Annotated in this window: 24 protein-coding genes, 1 tRNA gene and 2 pseudogenes; 8 read left to right on the top strand and 19 right to left on the bottom strand. The window is 62.4% G+C overall.

What is annotated here, in order from left to right; genetic code table 11:
* Positions 1 to 16: 16 nt before the first annotated feature.
* The 10 genes from PVE73_RS11490 to trxC all read right to left on the bottom strand — a co-directional run bounded on the left by PVE73_RS11490 (position 17) and on the right by trxC (position 9,476).
* Entirely contained in the window at positions 17 to 1,837 is a 1,821-nt protein-coding gene (locus PVE73_RS11490) for a cation:proton antiporter (protein WP_277367047.1), read from the bottom strand.
* A 228-nt stretch (positions 1,838 to 2,065) separates the two neighbouring features.
* Entirely contained in the window at positions 2,066 to 2,872 is an 807-nt protein-coding gene (locus PVE73_RS11485) for an ATP-binding protein (RefSeq protein WP_277367046.1), read from the bottom strand.
* Positions 2,869 to 4,704 (bottom strand): ATP-dependent zinc metalloprotease FtsH, encoded by a 1,836-nt coding sequence (ftsH, locus tag PVE73_RS11480; protein ID WP_277367045.1) that lies wholly within the window; start codon positions 4,702 to 4,704, stop codon positions 2,869 to 2,871. The genes PVE73_RS11485 and ftsH overlap by 4 nt, the downstream gene beginning before the upstream one ends.
* A gap of 15 nt (positions 4,705 to 4,719) precedes the next feature.
* Positions 4,720 to 6,105, bottom strand: coding sequence for a DegQ family serine endoprotease (locus PVE73_RS11475; RefSeq protein ID WP_277367044.1), 1,386 nt, complete (start codon positions 6,103 to 6,105; stop codon positions 4,720 to 4,722).
* 113 nt (positions 6,106 to 6,218) lie between these two features.
* Positions 6,219 to 6,584, bottom strand: coding sequence for an SPW repeat protein (locus PVE73_RS11470; protein ID WP_277367043.1), 366 nt, complete (start codon positions 6,582 to 6,584; stop codon positions 6,219 to 6,221).
* Complete coding sequence (locus tag PVE73_RS11465) at positions 6,559 to 6,969, bottom strand: DNA-directed RNA polymerase subunit omega (RefSeq protein WP_161138480.1); 411 nt, start codon at positions 6,967 to 6,969, stop codon at positions 6,559 to 6,561. Before PVE73_RS11465 ends, PVE73_RS11470 begins: the two co-directional genes overlap by 26 nt.
* Positions 6,970 to 6,978: 9 nt before the next feature.
* Positions 6,979 to 7,713 carry an ETC complex I subunit gene (locus PVE73_RS11460; protein ID WP_161138479.1) on the bottom strand — a complete coding sequence of 245 codons (735 nt, stop codon included), beginning with the start codon at positions 7,711 to 7,713 and terminating at the stop codon, positions 6,979 to 6,981.
* Between the two features lie 74 nt (positions 7,714 to 7,787).
* Positions 7,788 to 8,294 (bottom strand): Hsp20/alpha crystallin family protein, encoded by a 507-nt coding sequence (locus PVE73_RS11455; RefSeq protein WP_161138478.1) that lies wholly within the window; start codon positions 8,292 to 8,294, stop codon positions 7,788 to 7,790.
* A gap of 95 nt (positions 8,295 to 8,389) precedes the next feature.
* Complete coding sequence (locus PVE73_RS11450) at positions 8,390 to 8,872, bottom strand: Hsp20 family protein (protein ID WP_277367042.1); 483 nt, start codon at positions 8,870 to 8,872, stop codon at positions 8,390 to 8,392.
* Positions 8,873 to 9,026: 154 nt separating this feature from the next.
* Entirely contained in the window at positions 9,027 to 9,476 is a 450-nt protein-coding gene (gene trxC, locus PVE73_RS11445) for a thioredoxin TrxC (protein WP_277367041.1), read from the bottom strand.
* Between the two features lie 289 nt (positions 9,477 to 9,765).
* On the opposite strand from trxC, the gene PVE73_RS11440 reads away from it, so the two are divergent.
* The 4 genes and pseudogenes from PVE73_RS11440 to PVE73_RS11425 form a co-directional block, all read left to right on the top strand.
* Entirely contained in the window at positions 9,766 to 10,386 is a 621-nt protein-coding gene (locus PVE73_RS11440) for a peroxiredoxin (protein WP_277367040.1), read from the top strand.
* A 12-nt stretch (positions 10,387 to 10,398) separates the two neighbouring features.
* Complete coding sequence (locus PVE73_RS11435; protein ID WP_161138474.1) at positions 10,399 to 10,689, top strand: glutaredoxin family protein; 291 nt, start codon at positions 10,399 to 10,401, stop codon at positions 10,687 to 10,689.
* Between the two features lie 98 nt (positions 10,690 to 10,787).
* Positions 10,788 to 11,006 (top strand): hypothetical protein, encoded by a 219-nt coding sequence (locus tag PVE73_RS11430; protein WP_277367039.1) that lies wholly within the window; start codon positions 10,788 to 10,790, stop codon positions 11,004 to 11,006.
* Positions 11,007 to 11,639: 633 nt separating this feature from the next.
* Positions 11,640 to 11,798 (top strand): annotated as a pseudogene (locus tag PVE73_RS11425) (co-chaperone GroES); the annotation flags it as partial.
* Between the two features lie 511 nt (positions 11,799 to 12,309).
* Here the strand turns inward: PVE73_RS11425 and PVE73_RS11420 are convergent.
* The 4 genes and pseudogenes from PVE73_RS11420 to PVE73_RS11405 form a co-directional block, all read right to left on the bottom strand.
* Complete coding sequence (locus PVE73_RS11420; RefSeq protein ID WP_161138470.1) at positions 12,310 to 12,828, bottom strand: nucleotide exchange factor GrpE; 519 nt, start codon at positions 12,826 to 12,828, stop codon at positions 12,310 to 12,312.
* Positions 12,829 to 13,116: 288 nt separating this feature from the next.
* Positions 13,117 to 13,579: pseudogene (locus PVE73_RS11415) on the bottom strand (phosphate-starvation-inducible PsiE family protein).
* 50 nt (positions 13,580 to 13,629) lie between these two features.
* A complete protein-coding gene (locus PVE73_RS11410) occupies positions 13,630 to 13,980 on the bottom strand; it encodes a chaperone modulator CbpM (RefSeq protein WP_129608294.1) in 351 nt (116 codons plus the stop codon).
* Complete coding sequence (locus PVE73_RS11405) at positions 13,981 to 14,892, bottom strand: DnaJ C-terminal domain-containing protein (protein ID WP_277367038.1); 912 nt, start codon at positions 14,890 to 14,892, stop codon at positions 13,981 to 13,983.
* Positions 14,893 to 15,188: 296 nt separating this feature from the next.
* Between PVE73_RS11405 and PVE73_RS11400 the strand changes: the two genes are divergently transcribed.
* On the top strand, positions 15,189 to 15,530 hold the full coding sequence (locus PVE73_RS11400; protein WP_161138468.1) for a DUF5335 domain-containing protein: 342 nt from the start codon (positions 15,189 to 15,191) through the stop codon (positions 15,528 to 15,530).
* Positions 15,531 to 15,586: 56 nt separating this feature from the next.
* Here PVE73_RS11400 and PVE73_RS11395 read toward each other — a convergent pair whose 3' ends face one another.
* The 4 genes from PVE73_RS11395 to PVE73_RS11380 all read right to left on the bottom strand — a co-directional run bounded on the left by PVE73_RS11395 (position 15,587) and on the right by PVE73_RS11380 (position 21,276).
* Positions 15,587 to 17,797: an amylo-alpha-1,6-glucosidase gene (locus PVE73_RS11395; protein ID WP_277367037.1), complete on the bottom strand. Its 2,211-nt coding sequence runs from the start codon at positions 17,795 to 17,797 to the stop codon at positions 15,587 to 15,589.
* A gap of 13 nt (positions 17,798 to 17,810) precedes the next feature.
* Positions 17,811 to 18,923 (bottom strand): glycosyltransferase family 4 protein, encoded by a 1,113-nt coding sequence (locus tag PVE73_RS11390; protein WP_277367036.1) that lies wholly within the window; start codon positions 18,921 to 18,923, stop codon positions 17,811 to 17,813.
* Positions 18,924 to 19,351: 428 nt separating this feature from the next.
* Entirely contained in the window at positions 19,352 to 20,575 is a 1,224-nt protein-coding gene (locus PVE73_RS11385; protein WP_277367035.1) for a hypothetical protein, read from the bottom strand.
* The gene (locus PVE73_RS11380) at positions 20,572 to 21,276 is read right to left on the bottom strand and encodes a hypothetical protein (RefSeq protein ID WP_207211413.1); all 705 of its coding nucleotides are present in this window, start codon (positions 21,274 to 21,276) and stop codon (positions 20,572 to 20,574) included. The genes PVE73_RS11385 and PVE73_RS11380 overlap by 4 nt, the downstream gene beginning before the upstream one ends.
* Before the next feature lie 487 nt (positions 21,277 to 21,763).
* Here PVE73_RS11380 and PVE73_RS11375 point away from each other — a divergent pair, with 487 nt between their 5' ends.
* Complete coding sequence (locus PVE73_RS11375) at positions 21,764 to 22,408, top strand: exopolysaccharide biosynthesis protein (RefSeq protein ID WP_277367034.1); 645 nt, start codon at positions 21,764 to 21,766, stop codon at positions 22,406 to 22,408.
* A 22-nt stretch (positions 22,409 to 22,430) separates the two neighbouring features.
* On the opposite strand, the gene PVE73_RS11370 is transcribed toward PVE73_RS11375, so the two are convergent.
* A tRNA-Arg gene (locus PVE73_RS11370) sits at positions 22,431 to 22,506 on the bottom strand.
* A 240-nt stretch (positions 22,507 to 22,746) separates the two neighbouring features.
* Here PVE73_RS11370 and PVE73_RS11365 point away from each other — a divergent pair.
* Together PVE73_RS11365 and PVE73_RS28245 are read left to right on the top strand one after the other, a co-directional pair.
* Entirely contained in the window at positions 22,747 to 22,971 is a 225-nt protein-coding gene (locus PVE73_RS11365; protein ID WP_129608287.1) for a helix-turn-helix domain-containing protein, read from the top strand.
* Positions 22,934 to 23,245, top strand: a complete 312-nt coding sequence (locus PVE73_RS28245; RefSeq protein WP_346772412.1) for a JAB domain-containing protein — start codon at positions 22,934 to 22,936, stop codon at positions 23,243 to 23,245. The genes PVE73_RS11365 and PVE73_RS28245 overlap by 38 nt, the downstream gene beginning before the upstream one ends.
* Positions 23,246 to 23,308: the final 63 nt, after the last annotated feature.

Genomic DNA, 23,308 nt, shown 5'->3' with positions numbered 1-23,308 from the left:
TGAGCAAGAGGCTGTCCTACTCCTGGTGAGGGCGCAACTCTGGCGCACCGTGCATCTCCTCGGAAGAGCCAGAAGCATCAGCCGTTTTCGCCTGCTCCTGCTGTAGCGCATCCACGGTAGCCGTTGCCTTCGCACGCGCTAGACCAAGCCCGCTGAGGGTCGCCTCGGCTATCGCCAGACCCGCATTGTGCTCTCCCAAGATCGCCCGCGTCGCGCCATGCGACAAGAGATACAAGCGATCTGAATCATTGTGCGCGCGTACCAGAATCTCGACGCGCGCGTTTATTTCTCGGGCGCGTTCCAGCACACGCCTGGCCTCATAGCCGTCTGGAACTGCAATAGCGATAAGCCGAGCGCGTTCTGCCCCCGCAGCTTCAAAGACGCCCGGCGCTGCGGCATCACCCTGTATCACCGGGGCACCCTCGTCTCGGAATATTTCCGCACGTCGGCGATTGCGCTCGATCACAATGTGCGACACCCCTGCTTGTCGTAGCGCCGCAGCGACCGTTCGCCCCACCCGACCGGCACCAACAACAATAACGTGGTCCGCCCATTTCCTCTCATGCTCTTCAATATCCAAACCGGATAAGCGGTCCGCGCGCGCACTCGTTCCGGCTCCAGCTCTCAGTTTCGCCAGGCGTGGTTCGGCGAGTTTCGCCACGGCAAATACAAACGGGTTGAGGGAAATCGAGAGCAAGGCTCCGGCAATGATAAGATCACGGCCTTCCGTTGGCATCAGCCTCAATGACACACCGAACTCAGCGAGTATGAAGGAGAACTCGCCAATCTGCGCCAAGGCGGCCGAGACGATCACAGCGGTTGGAAGCGGATAGCCGAGTGCGACCACAATCGCCGCGGCCGCAAGAGCCTTGCCTACAACGATCACCAAGACCACAGCGATCACTGCCAATGGATCCCGGATGAGGACAGAGGGGTCGAACAGCATGCCGACCGAGACGAAAAACAGCACCGCGAAGGCATCCTGCAGCGGCAGAGACTCGGTGGCTGCCCGATGGCTCAATTCGGATTCACTGAGCACCACACCTGCGAAGAAGGCGCCAAGTGCGAAGGACACCCCGAACAACTCCGCCGATCCACAGGCAATGCCGAGTGCTATCGCCAGGACGGCCAGCGTGAAGAGCTCCCGAGAACCGGCGCGCGCTGCCTGTTTGAGCAGCCAGGGTACGACGCGCCGGCCGACCACCAGCACGAGCGCCGTGAACGCGCCCACCTTAGCCAGCGTCAGCCCGATCGCGAACCCGAGATTCGTTGCTCCCGCCTGGCCTACCGCGCCTGGATCATTCGTCCCGGCCGGCACAGCGAAAGCCGGCAGCACCACCAGCGCCAGGACCATGGCAATGTCCTCGACAACCAGCCAACCGACTGCAATGCGTCCGTTGGCAGAGTCGAGCAGGTTCATCTCATCGAGCGCGCGCAGCAGCACAACAGTGCTTGCAACCGAAAGCGCAAGTCCGAACACCAACCCAGCGCTCAGGTCCCATCCCCACGCCTTTGTCAGGACAGTACCCATGGCCGTGGCGCCAGCGATTTGGATGATTGCGCCTGGAACTGCGATCCGACGAACGACGAGGAGATCGTTAAGGGAGAAATGCAGCCCAACCCCGAACATCAGAAGGATGACACCAAGTTCGGAGATTTGGCCCGCCAACCCCACATCGCCGATAAACCCGGGCGTGTTCGGACCGATTGCAATCCCGGCCAGCAAATAGCCAATCAGAGGCGGCAGGCGCAGGAATCGTGCAATCAGTCCCAGCCCGAAGGCAAGCACCACCCCGAGGGCCACCATTGCGATAAGCTCGGTTTGGTGATGCGGCATGGTGTTGTGCGATCAGTTGGCCATCACGAAAGAAAGGTAAGCATTCCAACACGAAAATCGAATTGATGAACGACAGAATCCTCCTGACTTGCAATGGACGCTGCCTCGTCGCGGCCCCTTCGCGTGGGTAGCGGAGGTGAAAGAGGCAGGCCCGACCAGCGCCGGCTGCGGTTCATCGCGCTCTACGATGTGATCTGGCGGGCCGTCTTGACCGGCCCCCAGCCTCCCTTACACGGTCACGCTTCGATCTGCGTCGTGGCCTCGCGCGCGCCGTGGTAAGTACAAATGCACCTGGGTCCCAGTTCCCAATTCGCTATCGATGCGGACTTGGCCACCCGACTGTACGACGAAGCCATACACCTGGCTCAATCCGAGACCTGTGCCGTTGACGTCGCCTTTGCGGGTAAAGAAAGGTTCGAACGCTCTGGCCTTCGTCTCGGCGTCCATGCCGATCCCTGTGTCCTTGACCGTGACGCGGATGAAACCCGGCTGGTCCTCGGGCTCGCTCCCGTCCGCTGCCACGCTCGTCTCGATCGTCAGCGTGCCGCACCCATTCATGGCATCCCGCCCGTTGACCGCGAGGTTCAGCAACGCGACATCGAGCTGATCGGCATCGACCTCCACGAGTCCGACATCCTCATTCAATACGGTCCGAATGCCGATACCCCTGCCTAACGTCTGGCCGAGAATGGATGCTATCGACGCAATTCGTTCGTTGACGTTCACGATCTTTGGCGCCAGGACCTGATTGCGCGAGAATGCCAACAGATGTCCGGTGAGCGCCTGGGCATTCTGCGTGCGCTGCATGATCTCGTGAATGAGCGCGTCCACATCGGCCGCTGGCGCTCCCTCCCGCAGCTTTGTGCCGATCAGCCGAAGGCCGGCCTGGACGACCATGATGAGATTTCTAAAGTCATGAGCGATGCCGGCCGTAAGTCTGCCCAGCGCCTCCAGCTTTTGTAGTTCGCGCAGACGCTGTTCGTCTGCGCACTCAGCAGATGCGTCTCCCAAGTTGGTAAAGAGGCCTTCGGTCATGCGTTGGCCGCTGCTACTGGTTTCATGCTGGCCAGCGCGGCGAGCTCCTTTTCGTCGAGCGTCTCCTTTTCCAGGAGCTTTCGGGCGATCCGCTCCAATGCATCCCTGCGCTCGCGCAGAAGTGCGACGGTCCTCTCGAAAGTGTCGTCCACGATGCGCTTCACCTCTTCATCGATCGCTGAGGCGGTCTCCTCGGAATAGGCACGCTCCTGCGGACCGTAGTAGGGCTGGTCCGTAGCAAGGTACGAGCGGCGGTCCTTCTCCAGCGCGACGTGGCCGAGCCGGTCCGTCATGCCATATCGCGTGACAATGGCGCGTGCGATATCGGTAACCTTGGCGAGATCGTCTGCGGCTCCCGTCGAAAGATGCCCGAATATGATCCGTTCCGCAGCGCGTCCGCCGAGCAACACCGCCATCTTGTTTTCCAGTTCCTCCCGGGTCATCAGAAAGCGATCCTCCGTCGGCCGCTGGATCGTGTAGCCGAGCGCGCCGACGCCGCGCGGGATGATGGAGACCTTGTGGACCGGATCAACGCCGGGCAGCGCCATGGCCACCAGCGCATGGCCCGTCTCGTGAAAGGCGACGATCTCGCGCTCCTTCGGGTTGAGCAGACGGTTACGCTTTTCCAGCCCCGCCACGATGCGCTCGACCGCGTTGTTGAAGTCCTCCATCGTGACGGCGTCGGCCTTGCGGCGCGTCGCCAGCAGCGTCGCCTCGTTGACGAGGTTCGCGAGGTCGGCGCCCGTGAAGCCCGGGGTGAGCGCAGCAATTTTCTCCGCGTCCACCTCTGGCGCGAGCTTCGCCTTCTTCAGATGAACGTTCAGGATCTGGATGCGACCAGTCTTGTCGGGCCGGTCGACCAGGACCTGACGGTCGAAGCGGCCGGCTCGCAGCAGCGCCGGGTCGAGAATCTCGGGGCGGTTGGTCGCGGCCAGCAGTACGAGGCCTGTCGACGAATCGAACCCGTCCAGCTCGACGAGGAGCTGATTGAGCGTCTGCTCCTTCTCATCGTGACCGCCTACAAGCGGCCCGATGCCGCGAGCTCGGCCGAGCGCATCAAGTTCGTCAATGAAGATAATCGCTGGCGCCTTGGCGCGGGCCTGCTCGAACAGGTCGCGCACGCGGGCTGCGCCAACGCCGACGAACATCTCGACGAACTCGGACCCTGAGATCGAGAAGAAGGGGACGCCGGCCTCACCGGCGACGGCCTTGGCCAGCAGCGTCTTTCCGGTGCCGGGTGGGCCGACGAGGAGGACGCCCTTGGGCATACGGCCGCCGAGCCGGCCATAACCCTGCGGGTCCTTGAGGAAGTCGACGATCTCCTTCAGCTCGTCCTTTGCCTCGTCGACGCCAGCGACATCATCGAATGTCACGCCCGTATCTTTTTCGACATAGACCTTCGCCTTCGACTTACCGATTTGCATCAGTCCGCCGCCGATGCCCCCGCCCATTCTCTTGAGCATGAACATCCAGATGCCGATGAAGAGCACCACGGGGATGACCCAAGACAGGAGGTCGCGCAGGAAGGTACTTTCGATCTGGCCGCTGACGACGACGCCGTGCTGCTGCAAATCGCGGGCAAGGTCCGGCTCAACCCGCGTCGTGATGAACATCGACCGGCCCTCGACGGGCTCTTTGAACCGCCCTTGAATGAAGCGGTCCGACACGGCCACCTCGGCGATCCTCCCGTCCCGCAGATAGCTCTCGAATTGACTGTAAGGAATCTGCGCCACCTGCGTGGCCGTCGTGAACACATACTGAAACGCCATCAGGAAGAAGAATGCCGCGATCCAGTACCAGATGTTGAACTGAGTTTTCTTGTCCATTTCCATCGCCGCCTTCTCCAGTTACCTGATGATCAGCAGCAGGCGGCCGCCGTTCCGCAGCAACTCTACGGCGAGTGTGGCCAGACGGTCGGAGGTCTGGCGGCGGATATCATCGACCGATATCACGGGCATCCGATTGATCGCCAAGATCATGTCGCCCGGGCGAAGGCCAGCACGAGCGGCGCGACTTCCAGGAGTTACGCTATCGACAATCACGCCGTCCGATCCGGCCTCTCGCGCTTCCTGGCGAGAAGCGTTCCGCAGACTTGCGCCTTCGAAAGCCGTTCTGGCCAACTGCGAGGACGCGGGGCGCCCGCCGGCCTCGATCCGGACCTTGACCTCTCGCACGCCGTCGCTGCGCGCCACCGTCAGCCTGACATCGGTTCCAGCGGGCGTGAGGCCGATCCGGTTGCGCAAGTCGGCCGATCCGAGAACAGCCCGTCCGTCAACGGCAGTGACGACATCGCCAACCCGCAAACCGGCCCGCTCAGCCGGTGAGCCTGACTCGACATTGGCGATCACGGCACCCCTCAGGTCGCCAAGCCCCAGCGCCTCGGCGAGGTCCGGAGTGACGTCCTGGATGCCAATGCCGACCCGGCCGCGCCGCACCTCGCCATGAGCAACAAGTTGGTTCATGACGGTGACGGCCATATTGCTGGGCACCGCGAAGCCTATGCCGATATTGCCGCCGGCCGGGCTGAGGATCGCTGTGTTGATACCGACGAGCTTGCCGTCCAGCGTGACCAATGCGCCGCCCGAATTCCCGGGGTTGATCGAGGCGTCCGTCTGGATGAAATCCTCATAGCCCTCGTTGTTGATCCCGCTGCGCCCAAGCGCGCTGACGATACCGGAGGTCACCGTTTGACCAAGACCGAACGGATTACCTATCGCAACCACATAGTCCCCGACCTTGAGACGATCGGAGTCGCCGATCTCCAAAGCGACGAGATTGCGGCTCTCGACCTTGAGCAAGGCGATATCCGTCGCCTGGTCCGAGCCGATAAGCTCGGCAGGCAGGCGCCGCCCATCCTTCAGAGTCACCGTGATTTCCCGGGCGTTCGCCACAACGTGGTGATTGGTGAGCACATGGCCTCTCGCCGCGTCGACGATCACACCGGAACCGGCGCTCATACGCTGCTGAGGCGGCGGGGTGTCCGGCAGGTCGAAGAAGCGCCGGAAAAACGGGTCGTTGTAGAGCGGGTTGGACACTGCGGGCGTTTCCGAAATGACAGAGATGTTGACGACTGCGGGAGTGACCCGTTCAAGCACGGGCGCGAGCGTCGGAAGTTGCCCGGCTATGCCCGGAACCGCCTGCCCGACAGCGTAAGAGGGCAGTCCCACTACAATTGCAGCCGCCACCCAGAAAGCGATGATGGCTCGATGGACGACGGTATCCTTTCTGATCATGAGCAAATCTCCGTTTGACCCGACGGTTTGGCCTCCTCCTTTCCGTCTGAGGTCAGACGGAAGACACAATGACCGGCCCGGCGTTCGGGCCGGGCCGGTCCTGCCGAAATACATCACGCGGTTGAGAGCGGGCGGCCACGGACGAACCAGATGCAAGCGCCGGCCACTACAGCCACCACGATGCCGGCAATCACATGCGCCCACATCGCGACCGTAACTGCTGAGAAGCCGAGCACCCAGGGCGCGAGCACGGCCCAGAGGCCAGCCACCAGATTGACCCACTCTTCAGCTTCATGGAATGCAAAAAGAGCGGCAGCCGCGATCACGGCGACGGCAGCACCTACAATCCAGGCATTCCACGCGGCATAGGCTTCGTTCGTGAAGCCCATATACCAAGGTGAGAGCAGAAGACCGAGACCGGCAACGATGTTGACGACATCGAAGGCCGTCCGGTTATTGGAAGACAGTGAGTTTGCCATTGTTCATTCCTCCTTGTCGGTTGGATGCGTCACCAGCAGGCGTCTGCATGCCCCACCCGCAAGCGGTCCCGCGATGACAATCATCAGTAAAAGATCTGGCTTCGAGAGAGAGCGGCGCAGCCGCGTCGGCCCGACGCGCGGGGCCTGCCGGAGGCGGAAGCAGCCTCGCGCCGTCCTGGCTCGGCAGGAAGGGGGCGAGTTCCTCCTCCGTGAAGGCGTTTGCAGCGATCTCGTGCAGCGCGAGGTCGACCGTGCTGGCCGCCGGCCGGGCGATCCGCGGAGAATGTCCCCTGTTAAGCGCCCGGCTACGCGCGGCCGCTGCCAAGGTCAGCGCGAAGCGGTTCGGCAGAACCCTTTCGCAATCAAAGACGACGGACGGGTCCATGGTCGCACCTCACGCCGCCTTTCGTGTGCTGCGGGCGCCGCCGGCCGCGACCTCGCGTTCAAGCGCCAGCAAGGCCTGCTCCACCTCGTCCAGACGAGAGGGGCGATCGTTTTCCGGCATACCCTCGTTCGTCGCCTGATCGATCAGGTACTCCGTATAGGCCCAGTTCATCAGGATCGATCGCTTGGCGTCGTGCGACAAAGTCGCGTCAGCCAGAAGCTGCATTGGCGAATCCCAGTGTTCCGCGCCTACAGGATCGTTTCGGTTGGCCGCGTCCTCCAGAGCCTTTCCGTAAGTTCCCTGAAGATGCGTCAGGCCGAGCTTCTTCAGGGTAGCGTCGGAGAACGAATGCATCATACGCCCCGCGCGAGCTGCTATCGGAGCGCGGTGCACGTCGCCCTCCACGACATAGTTCAGACCTTGCCGTTCAGCGTAGCGAACCGCCGAATCGAGCGTCGGAAAGCTGAGCTCGACCTGAGTCAGCGTGTCATCGCTGCCGGTCCAACCCATCAGCGGCTCGATGAAGGGTGCGCGGCGCGGCTCAAAACGGAGCTTCCAGCCCCTCGTGCGCGCCTTTCCCGAAGTCATCACCGAGCGGGACGGCTTGTAGATGTGGGCGACGGCATCCTCCGGGAAAACCGAGCGCCCCATCGAAAGCGGCTGAACCCGATTGTCGTTGAAGGGCCATGTCCGCGCCACCGTGGCTGATCTGCTATTCTCCGTCTGTCTGATGTTCTCCATCATTGCCTATCCCTCCCATTCTGGCGAAGGATGCTGCTGACGGCAGCCAGTCGGCCCGCCGTCAGCAGTCAGGCCTGTCAGCTTTTGATCGCTATGCGCTTCACCTGCGACTGCGCCTTCGCGCTCTTTGGCAGTACGATGCTCAGCACGCCGTTCTTGAAGCGCGCGTCGATCTTGTCTTCCTCGACCTCGACGCCGAGCGGGATGCGGCGCTCGAAGCGGCCATAGAATCGTTCCGAGAACTGCTTGTCCTTGTCCTCAGTTTCCGAGCGCTTCTCGCCCTTCAGCGTCAGCACGCCGTCATCGAGCAGAACCTCGATGTCCTTTTCCTCGAGGCCGGGCACTTCCGCGTTCACCTTGATCTCCTTGTCGGTGTCGGAGATCTCGACATTCGGCCAAGCCGCGCTGAACGACGACAGCGAGCCGAAGGCCGGCAGGCGGCTGTCGAACGAGCGGAAGACGTCGTCGAAAAGCCGATTCACTTCGCGGTGCAGCGAGAGAAACGGGTTGCGATCGTCGTCGCGAAACACAATGGGGGCCTGGTTGCTGGAGCGACCCCACGGAATCAGATCACGCACACTCATACTGCTTCTCCTTTCTGTTCGTTGTTTGGCAAAGCTTTCCCGGGGCGCCGGGCACGCTGCCCGGCACCTTGCAGAAACCGCGTTGACGGAAAGCCTCAGGCGGCGAGCTTCTCGGGCTCGGCCTGTCTGGCCTCGACCCTCGGCAGCGTCTCGCCAGTCCCGATCGCGATCCGGCGCGGCTTCATTTCCTCGGGAATTTCGCGCTTCAGCTCGACCGTCAGCAGGCCGTTGACAAGGCTGGCGCCGACGACCTTCACGTGGTCGGCAAGTTCGAAGCGGCGCTGGAAGGCACGGCCCGCAATACCGCGATGCAGATATTGCCCGTTCTCTTCAGATTCGCCGGACTTGTGGCCCGCCACCATGAGCATGTTCTGCTCCTGCGTGATGGTCAGTTCGTCCTCGGTGAAACCGGCCACCGCCATGGTGATGCGGTACTCGTCCTCACCCGTCTTGACGATGTCGTAGGGCGGCCAATTGTCGATGGACGCGACGCGCCTCGCATTCTCGAGCGCGTTCAACATTCGGTCGAAGCCGACGCTCGACCGGAACAAGGGAGAGAAATCCAAAACGGTGCTCATAGCCACATCCTCCTTTGAGCAACATGGATACAAGACTTCATGGCGAACGCCGGGCGCCGTTGGCGCCCAACCGATCGCCGCCGGCCCCGGAGTGGCAGCCGGCGTTTTTTGATTTAGTTCAGCGCTTTAGCGGTTCAAGAGGCGAAGCCCCCGATCAGCCTGGATTCGAACAGACCACCAGGCGCTCGACCCACCCGCGCAGCGTGTTCGCGTCCGTCAAGCCGGCTTGCCGGGCTGCCACCTTGCCTTCTGAAAAGGCCAAAAGAGCCGGGATCCCCTGGACCCCATATCGGCGCGCCGCCTCAGGATTTTCATCGACATTCACCTTCGCGAACCGGGCTCTCGGCTCAATCGTTTTCGCGGCTTGGGCGAAGATCGGCGCCATCGCCCGGCAAGGGCCGCACCAGGGCGCCCAGAAATCCACGACCACCGGAATGTCGGAATTGGCGATGTGCCTCTCCAGTCGGGCGGCATCAAGTTCGGCCGGCGTTCCTTGGAACAGCTTCGCGTGGCATCGGCCACACTTTGCCGCCTCGGCCGGCCGATTCACCGGCACGGCATTGATACTGTCACAGTTCGGGCAAACGACGCGACGTTTCTCCATCGACGTGATTCCTTATGCAAACACTTTCCCTTCATTTGGGGAGCGTTCGCACCGGCTACCACGAGTGGCATCTCTCAAATGCCGTCCTTATATCACCACTGCTCGTGGCGTCGTCCGGCGTTCACGGCACATCACTCAAAGGAACGAAAGGATACAGGTTGAAGAAGGAGGTTTAGCCATGGACAGCCATGCAGGCCCTTTAAATGTCCGGCCGAGCCGAATTGAGCAGCTTGAGGCTGATTTTGCTTCACTTGCGCCGCAGCTTTCCGACAGTGCCGAAAGGAAGGCTTTGTCCGTTCTTCATGGCATGGTGCAGGAGCTCTGGCGCATCCAGGTGTCCGGCAATGCGAGGCAGGTCCGGTCCGGCCCCACCATCGATGACATCGTCGATCTCCATGAACACGCGCCCCCGATGGAGGGCGATGCTGTCAACACGCCGCTTGCCGCCGGAGAACCCGCGCCCGACTTCGCGCTTCCCGACGCGAATGGCCGCACGATTCGCCTGTCCGACTATCGCGGCCGGCGTGTCGTCCTCGCCTTCTATCCGCTCGACTGGAGTCCGGGGTGCAGCCGCCAGCTCGATCTTTATCAGCACGAGCTCGATGAGTTCCGCAAGCGCGGCGCCGAGGTGATGGGCATCTCCGTCGATAGCCTTTACAGCCATGGGGCGTGGGCGGCCGTGCGCGGGCTGACCTTCCCGCTGCTCGCCGACTTCAATCCGAAGGGCGACGTCGCGCGCCGCTACAAGGTCTGGCGCGAGGCCGACGGCTTCTCGGAAAGGGCGCTCTATATCGTCGACGAGAACGGCATCATCCGCCACGCGCAGGTCTCGCCGAAGCTCCAGCACGTCCCCGACATCTACGACTTGTTCAGCGCACTGGACCAATTGGCAACCCCTAAGGCGGCTTGAGGAGATTGGACCATGTATGCGTCAACCTACTCCCCCTTTGCGTACCGTCCGCAGGTCGCGGACGTGGCCGTCTATGGCAGCCGCTGGTGCGGCATCACCATGATGGTGCGCCGTCATCTGGACCGGGCCGGCATCCCCTATCGGTTCATCGACTGGGACCTCCATCCCGAAGCGCGCGACCAGCTCGAATGGCTGGCGGGTGGGCGGATCGGAAGCCCGACTGTGACGATCGGCGGCCAGGTGCTCGTCCAGCCGTCGCTGCGGGAGCTCGACTGGGCTCTCAGCCGAGCGGGATATCGTTGAAGCACGCAATTTGACCGCGACGGCCGGCGACCGAGATCACAACGTCTCGGCCGCGCGGTCGTCGCCCACCACGACAAGGACACGACGGAGGACAGACAATGACCGAGGAGGAAATCACCGTCATTCTCGGGCCCGTCGACGAGATCTTGATCGCGGAGATCAACCAGACGGGAGCGACGTCCGAAGAGCTGGCGGAAGCGTGGGCGTGGCTCAACGCCGATGAGGCGCTGATCAACGAGGGGCGGCCCCATCCCTCCGGACGCGTCGGCGCGCTTGTTGAAATTCTTGAATCGAGCGAGCCCGATCCGGACGCGTAACGCTCTCGCGTCTGGCCGAGCACATGGGCCTCCAGGGCTCGTCATCCACCGCTCTATGCCATGCCGGCCTTGCGTCAAGGAGGCAGACTGAAACCGTTCCCACGTTCACGGGCTTCGCGCTCGCGAATCTCCTGTGCAATCTCGAGACAGGCGAGCAATTCGACATAGCTAGGAGCGCTCCCCAGTGAGCTGAGGTGCAGGCAGCGCGTGCGATCCGCCGGCGAGAACTTAGGCCACGAAGCCTTCAATTGGTCGCTCGCCTCCCGCTCCCTGTCTAGACATATTTGTAGGTATTCCGGCTCTCGGAGAAGCTCGGCGATCCCGCGGCAGAAGGGTTCGGCACTAAAGTTCGGCACGGGTCCTCCCGCCAGCACGAGAAGCACCATGGCCGCTCCTTGCAAAGCAGACGGCATGCTACTTCATCACCTCTATGGGCGAAGCCCTTTGACGCCGCGCGAAGAGATCAGGCGGGGTTCGTCCCCCCGCTCCACTTGCGGATTTTCTTGGGGCAGCTCGTGAAGGCGGCGCTGCTCCGATCCGCTCGACGGTGACGCTTGAAATTCGTTTAGCCGTACCTAGCTCCAAAGCGACGGCGGATCGCCATCCGCCGTCGCTTTGGCACAATATGGTTTGGTGGTCCGGAGGACGAGGAAGCGTTTCCGGCCGTTGCGTGGATTCGTTGTCAAGCGCATCGAGGCCGAAGAGCGGATAACGGACGACTTCATCATTCCGGTCACCGCGAAGGAGAAGCCGCAACAGGATGAGGTCGTGGCGTGGGTCAGCCCTTCCGGCCCTTTGCCAATAATCCGGGAGGCTAGTAAAATGTTCACAGAGGCGGTTCTCTCCATGGTATTCGTCTCGCATATGAGCGTTGCCGCAGCATTTCCGTGGCTCGCGTTGCAGAGCATCGCGCTCAGAAGCCTGCAAACTGCCCCAGTTGAAGGTCCGTCCAATCCCGCGCTGCGCGTTCCGAATTGGGAGCGACCGGTGTCGGCAACGGAAGTCGGATCTGATCCCGACGCGCTGATCAGGGAGCCGGAAAGCAGGAAGGCTGCGTAGGCGGCGCCAACGTTTCCCAGCCGCGCTCCGCGTCTTGCGATTATGGCAACGCGCCCGTGTCGTCATGCTGCTGGCTTTTCTGCGACTACCACCCGAAGCAACTCTGACGCGGCATGGTGAGCCTCGGCCCATCCCGACCTCTGTTTGCACGACCTCCAGATCGATCCCGCTGCTCACTCGTTGCATGACCCTCGCGAAGCCTCACGTGGCTGCCGTTGGGCATTCCTCAACTGGTTTGGCGATGTTAGCCATCAGATCGCATCGGCTTCGCTACCACCACTCTCGCTGGTCTCAGAAGGCGTCCATGGATAGTGAAGCCTTCTTCCAGGACCTGCGTGACAGTTCCTGGCGGGTGAGATTGGTCCGCAGATTCCATCAGCGCCTCATGCAGGGTTGGATCAAAGCGCTCTCCCAGGGCAGCGATCTTCTTGATTCCAAAGCGCTCGAGGGTCTGAAGAAAAAGGCGCAACGTTGTCGTGACGCCTTCTACCAACGCGTCACTCACCTGGTTCTCCGTCCGCCTTTTCGCGTCGAGAACGCGCTGCAGATTGTCGAGAATCGGTAAGAGCTCGCGCGAGAATTCCGCTACGGCAAATTTGCGCGTCTCTTCCATGTCACGATCCGCCCGTCGCCGAACGTTCTCAGCTTCAGCCAACGCACGCAGCAGGCGATCTTGGAGCGACGCATTCTCCGCGAGCAACGTTCCAATATCTACGGCCTCGGTTGCGACTACCTCATCTTCTTTGTTGTGTGGCGACGACATGCTCGCTCCTGACCCATCTCATGAATCCCGATCCTCGGCGGCGTTCGTCAGCCGGCCTGAACAGACTGCCTTCGGCCGACCATTCGCACAGGCTAGGAACAGCCGCCCTGACAACCGTCAGTTCAGCTGTAGGGGGGCGCCTGGCCGAAGTGACGCACCGCGGATCGGCCGGCGGGTCCCATTACTCGTCCGAAGGCCCTGCAGACCCAGCCCGCGCGCTGTAAAAGGTCGGGACGAACCATCGAGACCGTGGCCAAGTTCGCGCTGGATATTCGATCTACGCGTGAATCATGCGCCGTCGCGGATTTCGCGCGTGCCCCTTTCCAGAACGTCGATCTGGTCCTTGCGGTCTTGTTCGCGAACCAGCCAGTAAACGGCGCCTAAGGCAATAATGGCTGCAGCCAGCGATAAACTTTCGGATCACTGCCAGCATTGCGATCAGAACAACTGTGCGACCTGTACAACGCTCTGCTGACGTCTGACCATTATCAAGATCGAATGCTTGAACTCCAGAGCGATAATAAGGGTCAGAATCATCCCGAAGACGGTTTGGAACACCGCCGGATCTGTCGGGTCGAAACTTGACAGAATGAGGCTGGACAAGATTTTGGCAGCCAAATGCCGGACAGCAGAAGCGATGACGACGATGATCAGCCCAGTCAGCCAGCACGACCACCTGCTCGAACTTCTCGTAGGTGCTCGCGAGATGCCATTGCGCTGTGTTGATATCCAACCGTTCGAGCAACTTCATACCTGCTCCCTTCGCACTTACGCAGCACGACCTTCAGGTCGGCAAGCAGGTCACGGCTCGTCGTTCCCCTTCAGCAGAATGGGGCGCCGACTACGGACTTCCGCCAATATTCGATGCTGCAGCTCAGTCGGCTGTACGCCGATCGCATCGCACAATTCGCGCAACGTCTTTCGTAGACCGTGCATCTGATCAATGAGGTCCAGGATGATTGCAACGCCCTCTTCATTGACGCCCAGGTCGTTGCGCAGGTCTTGGATCAGTTGCACGCGTGAGACGTCCATCTCCGAAAAGGCCGGTCCCTGCTCCGTTCGCCGCGGGCGCAACCAACCCTCAGCAACCCATGCCTCAATGATCTCCTGACTGAGCCTCACGCGCAGAACAAACTCATTGAACTCGAGCATTCATTCCCCCATGCCGCGGCGCGGATTGTGGCTCTTGCCTGCGGCCCATCCTTGTACGAACCGCTCCAGTTCCGGGTCGGGCTTGTCCGGCAGAACGATCTTCAGCCTGACGTATTCATCGCCACGCGTTCCGTTTGCCCGCGGGAGGCCCTTGCCGCGCAGGCGCAGAACGGTCCCGGAATTGGAGCTTTTGGGAACCCTCATCGTCACCGGCCCACCAGGCGTTGGAACTAAAATCTTGCCCCCCATGACGGCTTCGGTAAGCGAAATAGGAAGCTCCAGGTGGATGTCGTCCCCCTTGCGGGTGAAGATCGGATGGGGTTTGACGGTGATCTCGATAAAGGCATCGCCGGGCGGGCCGCCGCCGACGCCGGCGCTTCCCTTGCCGGTGAGCCGCAGTACCTGCCCGTCGCGCGCGCCCGGCGGAACCGTCACGTCCACCGTCGAGCCGTCGGCGAGGGTGACACGGCGCACCGCTCCGTTGACGGCCTCCAGGAATTCCACCGGCAGGCGGTAATGCGCATCCTGCCCCCGCATTCTCAGGTTAAAACGTCCGCCGCGACCGAAAATGCTGGAGAACAGGTCACCTTCATCGCTGAAGTCTGAGAAACCCTCCGCCGTGGCATAGGGATGCTCCCCGGCGGTCGCTCCGGCGAAATCCCGGTAGTAGCGCTGGCGCGGGCGCTCATGACCCTCGGCGTCAATCTCTCCGCGATCGAAGCGCGCGCGCTTTTCGGGATCGCTCAGCAGGTCATACGCCGCCGAGGCCGCCTTGAACTGCTCCTCGGCCTGCTTGTTGCCGGGATTGAGATCGGGGTGCAGCTTCTTTGCCAGCTTGCGGTAGGCCTTCTGGATCTCCTCCTGACTGGCCTCCTTCCTCACACCCAGCACCCTGTAGGGATCTTCGCTCAATCAACACTCCGTCGCGGTTCGATAGAGATCTATATTCTTGCCCTGGGTATGAGGATGCTACCGGAAAGCGCAAAACCTGATCATGGGCGAGGCGAAGCCCGCCCTCATGATGAATCGCTTCGCCTATTCAGGCGGCCACGACAATGACGGTCGTCAATTCACGACCGATCTGCATCAGGCACAATGTGGTCAGGCCACAAATGACCGCGCGGCGTTTTCGGATTCCGCACGGAGGTGACACGTCGTGTCCTAGCCTCCTGGAGCACCACTAGCCATAACCACACAGGAGATTCCACATGTCCGTCCGACAACTCTCCAAGAGCGAATGGCAGTCGTACTGCGATCGCGTATCCAAGGGATTGCAGGGAAAGCGTGCTCAGATCGAGGTCGCTGCACTGCCCTTGGGGGATCAAATCGCCACCAAGTGGGTTCCGGTCCTCGGCATCACCTATGATCCCAAGAACGATATCGTCGACATCGCCCTCGAGGGCCTCGATCACCTGATACATCGTCCGCGCAGCATGGCCGTAGACGAAGGCGCCACCGGCCTCTCGAGCATGGAAATCATCGACGGCGAGGGGCGGAAGCAAATCGTCAAGCTCGCGGAGCCGCTCATGCTTCCGCCCCCCGGCCGGTAATGTCGGCCCGACACCCGGTCCGCAACCGATCGGCGCTCGGGCGCGGCCCGTCACGTTCACGTCGTCGTCACCACGCGGACCGGCCCCTGGCGCTGCAGCACATCGACGACCACCTGCGAGCGGGACCGGCGCAGCGTGACGTCCGCCGAACCTCCATCGAGCACCAGATTGCGGATGGTGACCTCCTCGAGGAACGCCGGCAGGACCGGCTCATCGAACCTGATGTGAATCCGCTCCGCATCGAAACCGAGCCCCAGGCAAGACTGGAGCATTAACAGCGGCGCTCCCGCGGCCCAGGCCTGCGGGGCGCAGGCCACGGGATAGAAGGTCGGGCCCCTGGTGTGCTGGCGCGCGAAGCCGCAGAACAGCTCGGGCAGGCGCCGAAGATCGATATAGGTCGATGCCGCGAACAGGCCTTCGAAAATCCGAGCCGCTTCACGCTTGAAGCCGTAGCGTGCAAAGCCGGCGGCGATCAGGGCGTTGTCGTGAGGCCAGACCGAGCCATTGTGATAGCTCATCGGATTGTATCGCGCCTCGGTGGCGGCCACGGTGCGCACGCCCCAGCCGGAGAAAGACGCCGATCCCATCAGGCTCCGCACCACCGCTTCCGCTCGCTCCGGAAGCGCCAGGCCCGTCAGCAGGACATGCCCTGCATTGGAGCCGCGCACCCGGCAGGGCCGCTTGTCTCCGTCCAGCGCCATCACATAGGTGCCGAGTGACTCATCGAAGAAGCTTGCGTCGAAAGCAATCCTGATCGCTTCCGCCCGTCGCTCAAAGCCCTCGGCCTGCTCCGGACGCCCGGCAGCTCGCGCGATAGTGGCTGCCGCGCGCCAAGCCCCGTAGGCATAAGCCTGCACTTCCGCGAGCGCGATCGGCCCCCGGGCAAGGGAACCATCGGCATGGAAGACGGAATCGTGGCTGTCCTTCCAGCCCTGGTTGACCAGGCCGTCGGGATTGCGCCGGCCGTACTCGATGAAGCCGTCGCCGTCGCGGTCGCCATGCCGGTCCATCCAGGACAGGGCCGCCTCGATACTCGGCCACAGCCGGTGAAGCGTGACGGCATCGCCGGTCCGCTCCAGATAGGCGCCGGCCAGCATGACGAAGAGCGGCGTCGAATCGATGCTGCCGTGATAGCGGCGGAACGGCACCTCCTTCAGTTCGGCCATCTCGCCGTAACGGACCTCGTGCAAGATCTTGCCAGGCTCGGCATCAGCCGTCGAATCGAAATCGGCCGCCTGGTTCGCCGCGAGATGAAGCAGGACGCCTCGTGCGATCGCCGGGTCCAGCCAAAGGGTCTGCAGCCCCGTGATCAGGGCGTCGCGGCCGAAAACTGTGCTGAACCAGGGAATGCCAGCATAGGGAAAAGGTCCCTCCGGCGTATCCGTGACCAGCATATTGAGGTCGGACACCGAGCGGCGCACCGCTTCGTTGAAGATTTCGTTCGAGGTTTCGACGGCCGCGGCCCGGGCCGACGACCGCCGCAGCGCAGCCCGCGCATCCCGCAGCGCCACGCCGAAGCCGCGCCGCAGCGGCCCGCCGCCGACGCCGTCGCAGGCGATCTCGATCACCATCGTCCTGACCTGGCGCGGCGCGAGGTCGAGCACGAATGAAGCATGGCCGGCGCTGATCTCCTGCGGCGCGGGATCGAACCGGAGCGTCGTCGTCCGCCGACGGCCGTCGAGGCCGAGATAGGCGAGAGTCACTCGATCGCCTTTCACCTCCGGAGGTTGCATGTCACCCCGGCGCTCACGCCGCGCCCCGCGCACCTCGAACAAGTCCGCGAAGTCTGCGGAGAAGGCGAGCTTCAGGGTGATCTGGTGCGGGCGCTCGTCGAAATTGCGAATTGCCAGGCGCTCGTAGCACACCCCCTTCCACAGAAACCGGGATCGCCGCAGGTGCACGAGGTCATGCTCGAGAACGAGCCGGCCGTCCGCGTCGAGGATGTCGGGATTGGTGAGATCGCAGGTCAGCGTTGCATTGTCGTCGCGCAGCGTCGAGGAGAGCAGGAGAGGATGCTGGCCCTCGATCGTCAAATAGAGATGCGACAGATACCGCGTGTCGCGATGAAACAGGCCCTCCGGGCTTCCCGGCCATGAGACCGCGTCGCCGTTGTGATCGAACACGGCGAAGGTATCACCATGCTTGAGCGTTCGCGGCCGGCGATCCTGCAGCGACGTGGCGACCGGAACAAGAAACTGCGCGGTCATGTCATCAGCACCACTTGTCACAAGGGCACGAGCGACCGCATCGATGTTGACGTGCTTCATTGCCTTTCCCCGTTCAAGCGACCGCGCTTAGATCCATCTGCCCGGAGGTGCTCACGCCCGGTGCCGAAAGCCCCGCGCTGCGCAAGATCGCACGCCGCACGGAGGGCAGATTCCGATAGATCTCGACATACTCCCTGGCCATCCGCTCAACCGTGAATCGATCTTCAAAAGTCGCCCGCACCCTGGCTCGATCCAGGCTGTCCACCCGTCGAACCGCATCGACAGCCTCGTCGATATCGCGAACGACGAAGCCGCTCACGCCGTCGTCGATGACCTCCGGCACCGACCCGCAGCGGAAGGCGATGGTCGGCGTGCCGCAGGCCATGGCTTCGATCATCACCAGCCCAAACGGCTCCGGCCAGTCGATCGGGAACAGCAGCGCGCGGGCATTGCCGAGGAAATCCGCCTTCTGGTGCTCGTTGATCTCACCGATGAAGTCTACGTTGGGATGGTTCGCCACCAGCGGGCTGATGAAATCGTCCCAATAACCCTGGTCGGCCTTGTCGATCTTGGCCGCGATCTTGAGCGGCAGGCCGCTGCGCGCCGCAATCTCAATCGCCCGGTCCGGCCGCTTCTCCGGCGAAATCCGGCCGAGGAAGGCAAGATAGTCTCCCTTCGGCTTGGCCGTGAAGGGCAGAAGGTCTTGGGGCAGACCGTGATACACTGTGCCGGCCCAATTCACCGGCGGCATCGGGCGACGCTGCTCGTTGGAGATCGAGACCAAAGGATAGCGCCAGAACATCGAATAGAATGGCTTCAGATCCGCAAGGTCCAGCCGCCCGTGCAGCGTCGTGACGACCTTGTCGGAGAAACTGGCGAGCATGGGATAGTGCAGGAGATCGATATGGAAATGCAGCACGTCGAAGTCATCGGCGCGCCGCCGGACCTCCTCCAGCATCATCATGTGGTAGGGAAGAGGATCGCTGACCGCAGGGTTGAGCCTTAGTGCGACATCACAGCATGGCACCAGCCGTGCGCTGGTCTTGGAGTCGCCGCTGGCAAACAGCGTAACGTCGTGTCCCTGCCGCACCAATTCCTCGGTCAAGTAGGCTACGATCCGTTCCGTCCCCCCATAGAGGCGGGGTGGGCAGCGTTCCGCGAGCGGGGCGATCTGGGCGATCTTCATCGACAATACCTCCTCGATTGAGCAAAGCGTTGACAATGAGCCGCATCGGGAGTGGCCCGGTGCCACCCCGCAAGGCGTGGCTAGCCTCTACGATGTCCGAAGCCGTCCGTCGCTTCCCAAGGACCGGCATGTCCGCATCATCGGTTCGCGCGACTTGCAGACGGCGGCCGTCTGGCAGGACCCTCCTTCAGCAGTTGGTTGCGCGCGCAGTTTGGACCTGTGCGACGTACGAATTAGGAAGCGGTCGCGCCATGTTCAAGAAATCGCTCAACTTTTGCCGCGGGCAGGCTGAACGCAATCATCGGGCGTGACGCACCGCTGCTTCCGTCGCGATCCAACCCGGCGCCAGACGCATACCCTTGGGAGACACTTTTTTCGACAGTATCTTTGCAGGTTCAAAGTCCCGCCTTCCGGCCCGCGCGGGGCGGTCAATACCGCAGGAGCGCGCTCATCGGAGCGAATTTGCCAAGCCGGGCCTGTGTCTCCGGATGACGCATGAACGCGACGCGCGCGGCGCTGTCGAGGGCCCGCTGGGCAGCGGCATCCACGAGATCATCCACGTTTTGGAGCTCCCGGCTTTTGCAGACCGGACAGCCGTCGCCGGGCGCCTCTTGGAAGAGCGCCTTGCACTCGGCGCATTGTTCGCCGGGTGCGGCAAAGCGGTCATCGACCACCAGCGCTGCGACGCGGCCTTCGCGCAGGCAATCCAAAGTCTCCTGCACCCCGATCGCTACCTTCCCGAAGGCGGCCTCTTCGAGCTCCTGCAGGACGGCCGCCTCCCGATCGCGCCGCAGTTTTTCGCGCAGCGCGCCGAGAGCCTCTCCGATAGCATGCGGGGACGCATGGATATCCGCTGCGAATTCCTGCACGTTCTCGACAATCGCCTTGGGCAGATGCTCCATAAAAGCCGCGCGCATGTCCGGCGGCGCGGCCACCAGCAGATACGAGGTCTCAAGCTCGCGCATGATGATCTCCGCCATCTGCGCAAGCGCTCTCGCTTCGTCCTTGAGCACCTGGGTGGCAAGGACATCGCGGCGGTCACGGGGAACGCGGTCGGTCAGCATCCCGCGGATTCTCTGCCCCTTGACCCGGTAGATCTCTTCGACCTGCCCCAGGTGCTCGACGAAGAACCGGCTCCGTTCCTGCGAGAGAAGAGCGACCAGATTGCGGTCCCCTTCGCCCCAGCAGCGCAGAAGCGGGCGGATATAGGGGCGCGGCCCGACATGGATCCTGTCCGCCAGCGCGATTGGCAGCGTGATCTGCCGCCATATCCCCAGCCTCTCGCAGACAAGGAAGACCACGCTCCGCCCCAGCTCGGGGAGCTGTTCGTTCAACGCGGTCTCGATGCGGTCGAGCTGCCTTCGAATGCTGTCGGAGGCGGCACTGTCGGACTTCAGCAGCGTCCGGTGGGCAAGGCTCGATAGCACCGGTTTCCATCCGCCGGTCGCCCGTCTTTCGGGCGTCAGACGGAGATAGACGCTGATGATCGGATCGTCCCTCGATTCAAGCCGCACGAGCCCGCGCAGATGCTCGGGTGACAGGAGCCTGTAGGCAGGCTCCTCCATTCGCGCGCGGGTCGTCTCGAGAATGCGATCCCGCAATTCGGGCGTCAGCGGGCTATGGACACCCAGCGAGACCGTGAGCGAGTTCATGTCGCCTCCTTCTTTTTGGTGCCGACCAGCACGGCGTGGCCTTCCTGCCAAAGCTCCACGATCCGGCGAACGGGCAGGCCGAGGCCGGATGCGATCTCTCTGACGGAGAACCGATGCACATGGCGGAAGATGAGCACTTGCCGCGCGAGCGGCGACAGTCCGGGCACCTCCTGCTCGAAGAATGCGGGCTCCGCCACTTCAGCCGCAACGTCCGCCGCGACGACATCCTCCCACCGCAGCATCTCGTCCGGCTGATGCCATTCCCAGAACGATTCATCGTCGTCGTAGATCGGCTCGGCGGGAACCGGCGCTTCGAGCGAGACGGCGACCAGCTTACGCAAGAGTTGCTCCTGCCGGACGATGCGGGTCAGAACCCGGAACTGGAGACCCAGCAGCCACGGGCGAATATCGAGCCCCTGCGGCCGCCGGTAGCGATCGCGCCACGCGCGCAACAGCGTTTCGCCGACAAGCTCCTCGGGGGAAATCTCATCCTCCCGCAGGTCGCCAACCGCCGAATGATAGCGGATGTCTCGCCTGGCTGCTGCAAACAGCTCATCAAGGTGAGGACTGATCAGGCGCTGGAACGCGTTTCGATCACCTCGAAGCGTGGCCTGCCATAGCTCTTCGGCCGACGCATCGCGCGGCATCGAGCGGTTCGGGGCAGCAGAGCTAACAGGTGTGGAATCCTCGACGGTAGACATGGCGACCTCACCTTTGCACTCTAGCTGTCCTCGCTCTCCCTTTCGGCGTCAGAAACGGGGGTTTTCAAAGACATAGTCGGGCTTTTCTCGGCTTCAAGTGCCAGTTCCGCAAGCCCGAACCTGAGGGATTGACCGTCCAGATCGCGCGTCAGAGCCACGGCGCCGGCACGACGGCTATCCTCACCCCAAAGGTTCGCGCCGGGCGCTGAGACTGAGATCGCACCGCGCTGGTAGGGTCTGCACGCCGACGTCAGCGAGCCTGAAGCTCGACTGAACCGAAGGGGCCGGCTCGAACCGATATGTGTCGCCCCGTCGGACGGCCCGCTGTGCTTCCGGTTTTCTCGGTCTCGCGGCGGTGAGCGATGTTTCACATCTGGCTGACCGAAACCGGTAGAGCGATCGTTCTGAAACTTGCGCTGCTGATGCGCGGAACCATATTGATCCCACACAAACTTCGAGAAGCTCACCGACCTCTTTATGCCCAGGAATGCCTTACGGAGATTCATCGAGTTCAATCGTCTGCGCCCAGCTGGATGCTTACCGCAAGCGCGGACGCAAAATCTCTGAAATCCTGCGGTCCCTCGCGGATGATACCTCACGCGAGCGTATTTCGATCGGAGATCTGCTCGTCGCCATGGGTGACCGGGCCTTCGGCCCGCTGATGCTCTTTTTCGCGCTCCCGAACATCCTCCCGATGCCGCCCGGCGCCTCCGGCATTCTCGGGCTCCCGCTGATAATCCTGGCCACTCAGTTGATGCTCGGTCGCAAACCGTGGCTTCCACGGATCATTGCCAGGCGCTCCATATCGAGAACGGATCTCATTCTGATGCTCGACCGTGCAGGGAATTGGCTGACAACAGCGGAGAAGCTGCTCAAGCCGCGGCTCACGATCCTTGTCGGTCCGCCGGCTGAACGTGTAATCGGTGCGCTTTGCCTGATTCTCGCGATCATTCTCGCCCTGCCCATCCCCTTCGGCAATATTCCGCCCGCCTTTGCCAGTCGCCTGATCGATTTGGACGAGGGGCCGCCCACCACGGCAGAACTGGCTCGGCGGCCCGCAGTGGTCGTGCCGATCCACATGAGGCGCATGGCTACTCCGCCTCGTCGCCGTTGGTCGGGACTCTGGTACTGAGATGCAAACAGTTTATGGGGGATGGCGCACCCGCCGCGATTCGAACGCGGGGCGTCCACCTTCGGAGCGCAACACTCGGTATCCACCCTGAGTTTCGCGTTCCTTGCGGCTTTCGGTCCGACCGATTTGCCGCCGCCGGTATCCATCTCTACGACCGAGATCGGCGACCACTTCCACCGACATCGAAAGCGAGGCATCTCATCTCATGAACGAGCGTGCGTAATCGTTCGCGGCTGGGCCAGCCGGTGACGCGAACGCGACACCCCCCGCTCGTAGTGCGCCCCTCACGAACAACGAGCGAGGGGCGGCGCCTTGCCTGCATAGGAACGGAGTAGCTTATGGATGCCGTCAAATTCCTAACCCCCGAAGAAGTTGCGGAGCGTTACCGTGGCGAAGTTTCCGTTGGTACGCTAAGAAACTGGCGTTCGATGCGAGTCGGTCCCGGCTTTGTAAAGATTGGAAAGGCCGTGCTTTACCCACTCGCTGAGCTCGACGCGTGGGACGAACAGAATCGGGTCTCCTGTCGTGCGTCAAACCGACTCATGGAGAGCTCACGTGATTGACCGTGACGCTCACGGTGGCGCACTCAATACCACCCCCAGTTATCGGCACCAGTTTGGTCGGTCAGCGCCAAATTGCGCCTCAAATCAAATACTTATTCTTTGGCCTTGCCTGCTGCACAACCATCCCTCGGGTGACCCGACGCCGTCCCGCGCCGATATCGAGATGACGAAGACGATCATTGCCACGGCCGCGCCGCTCGGCATCACCATTCATGACCACATCATCATCGGCAAGAACGGCCATGCCAGCATGAAGGGCATGCAGTTGATTTGAGTGAATGGCAGCGACGAAGATGCCGCCACAAAAAAACGATCAGCTATTCACCATCTACCGTTC

Source organism: Chelativorans sp. AA-79, from assembly GCF_029457495.1.
In the GTDB taxonomy this organism is placed as follows: Bacteria; Pseudomonadota; Alphaproteobacteria; order Rhizobiales; family Rhizobiaceae; genus Chelativorans.
This window is presented reverse-complemented; position numbering and strand designations above follow the sequence as displayed.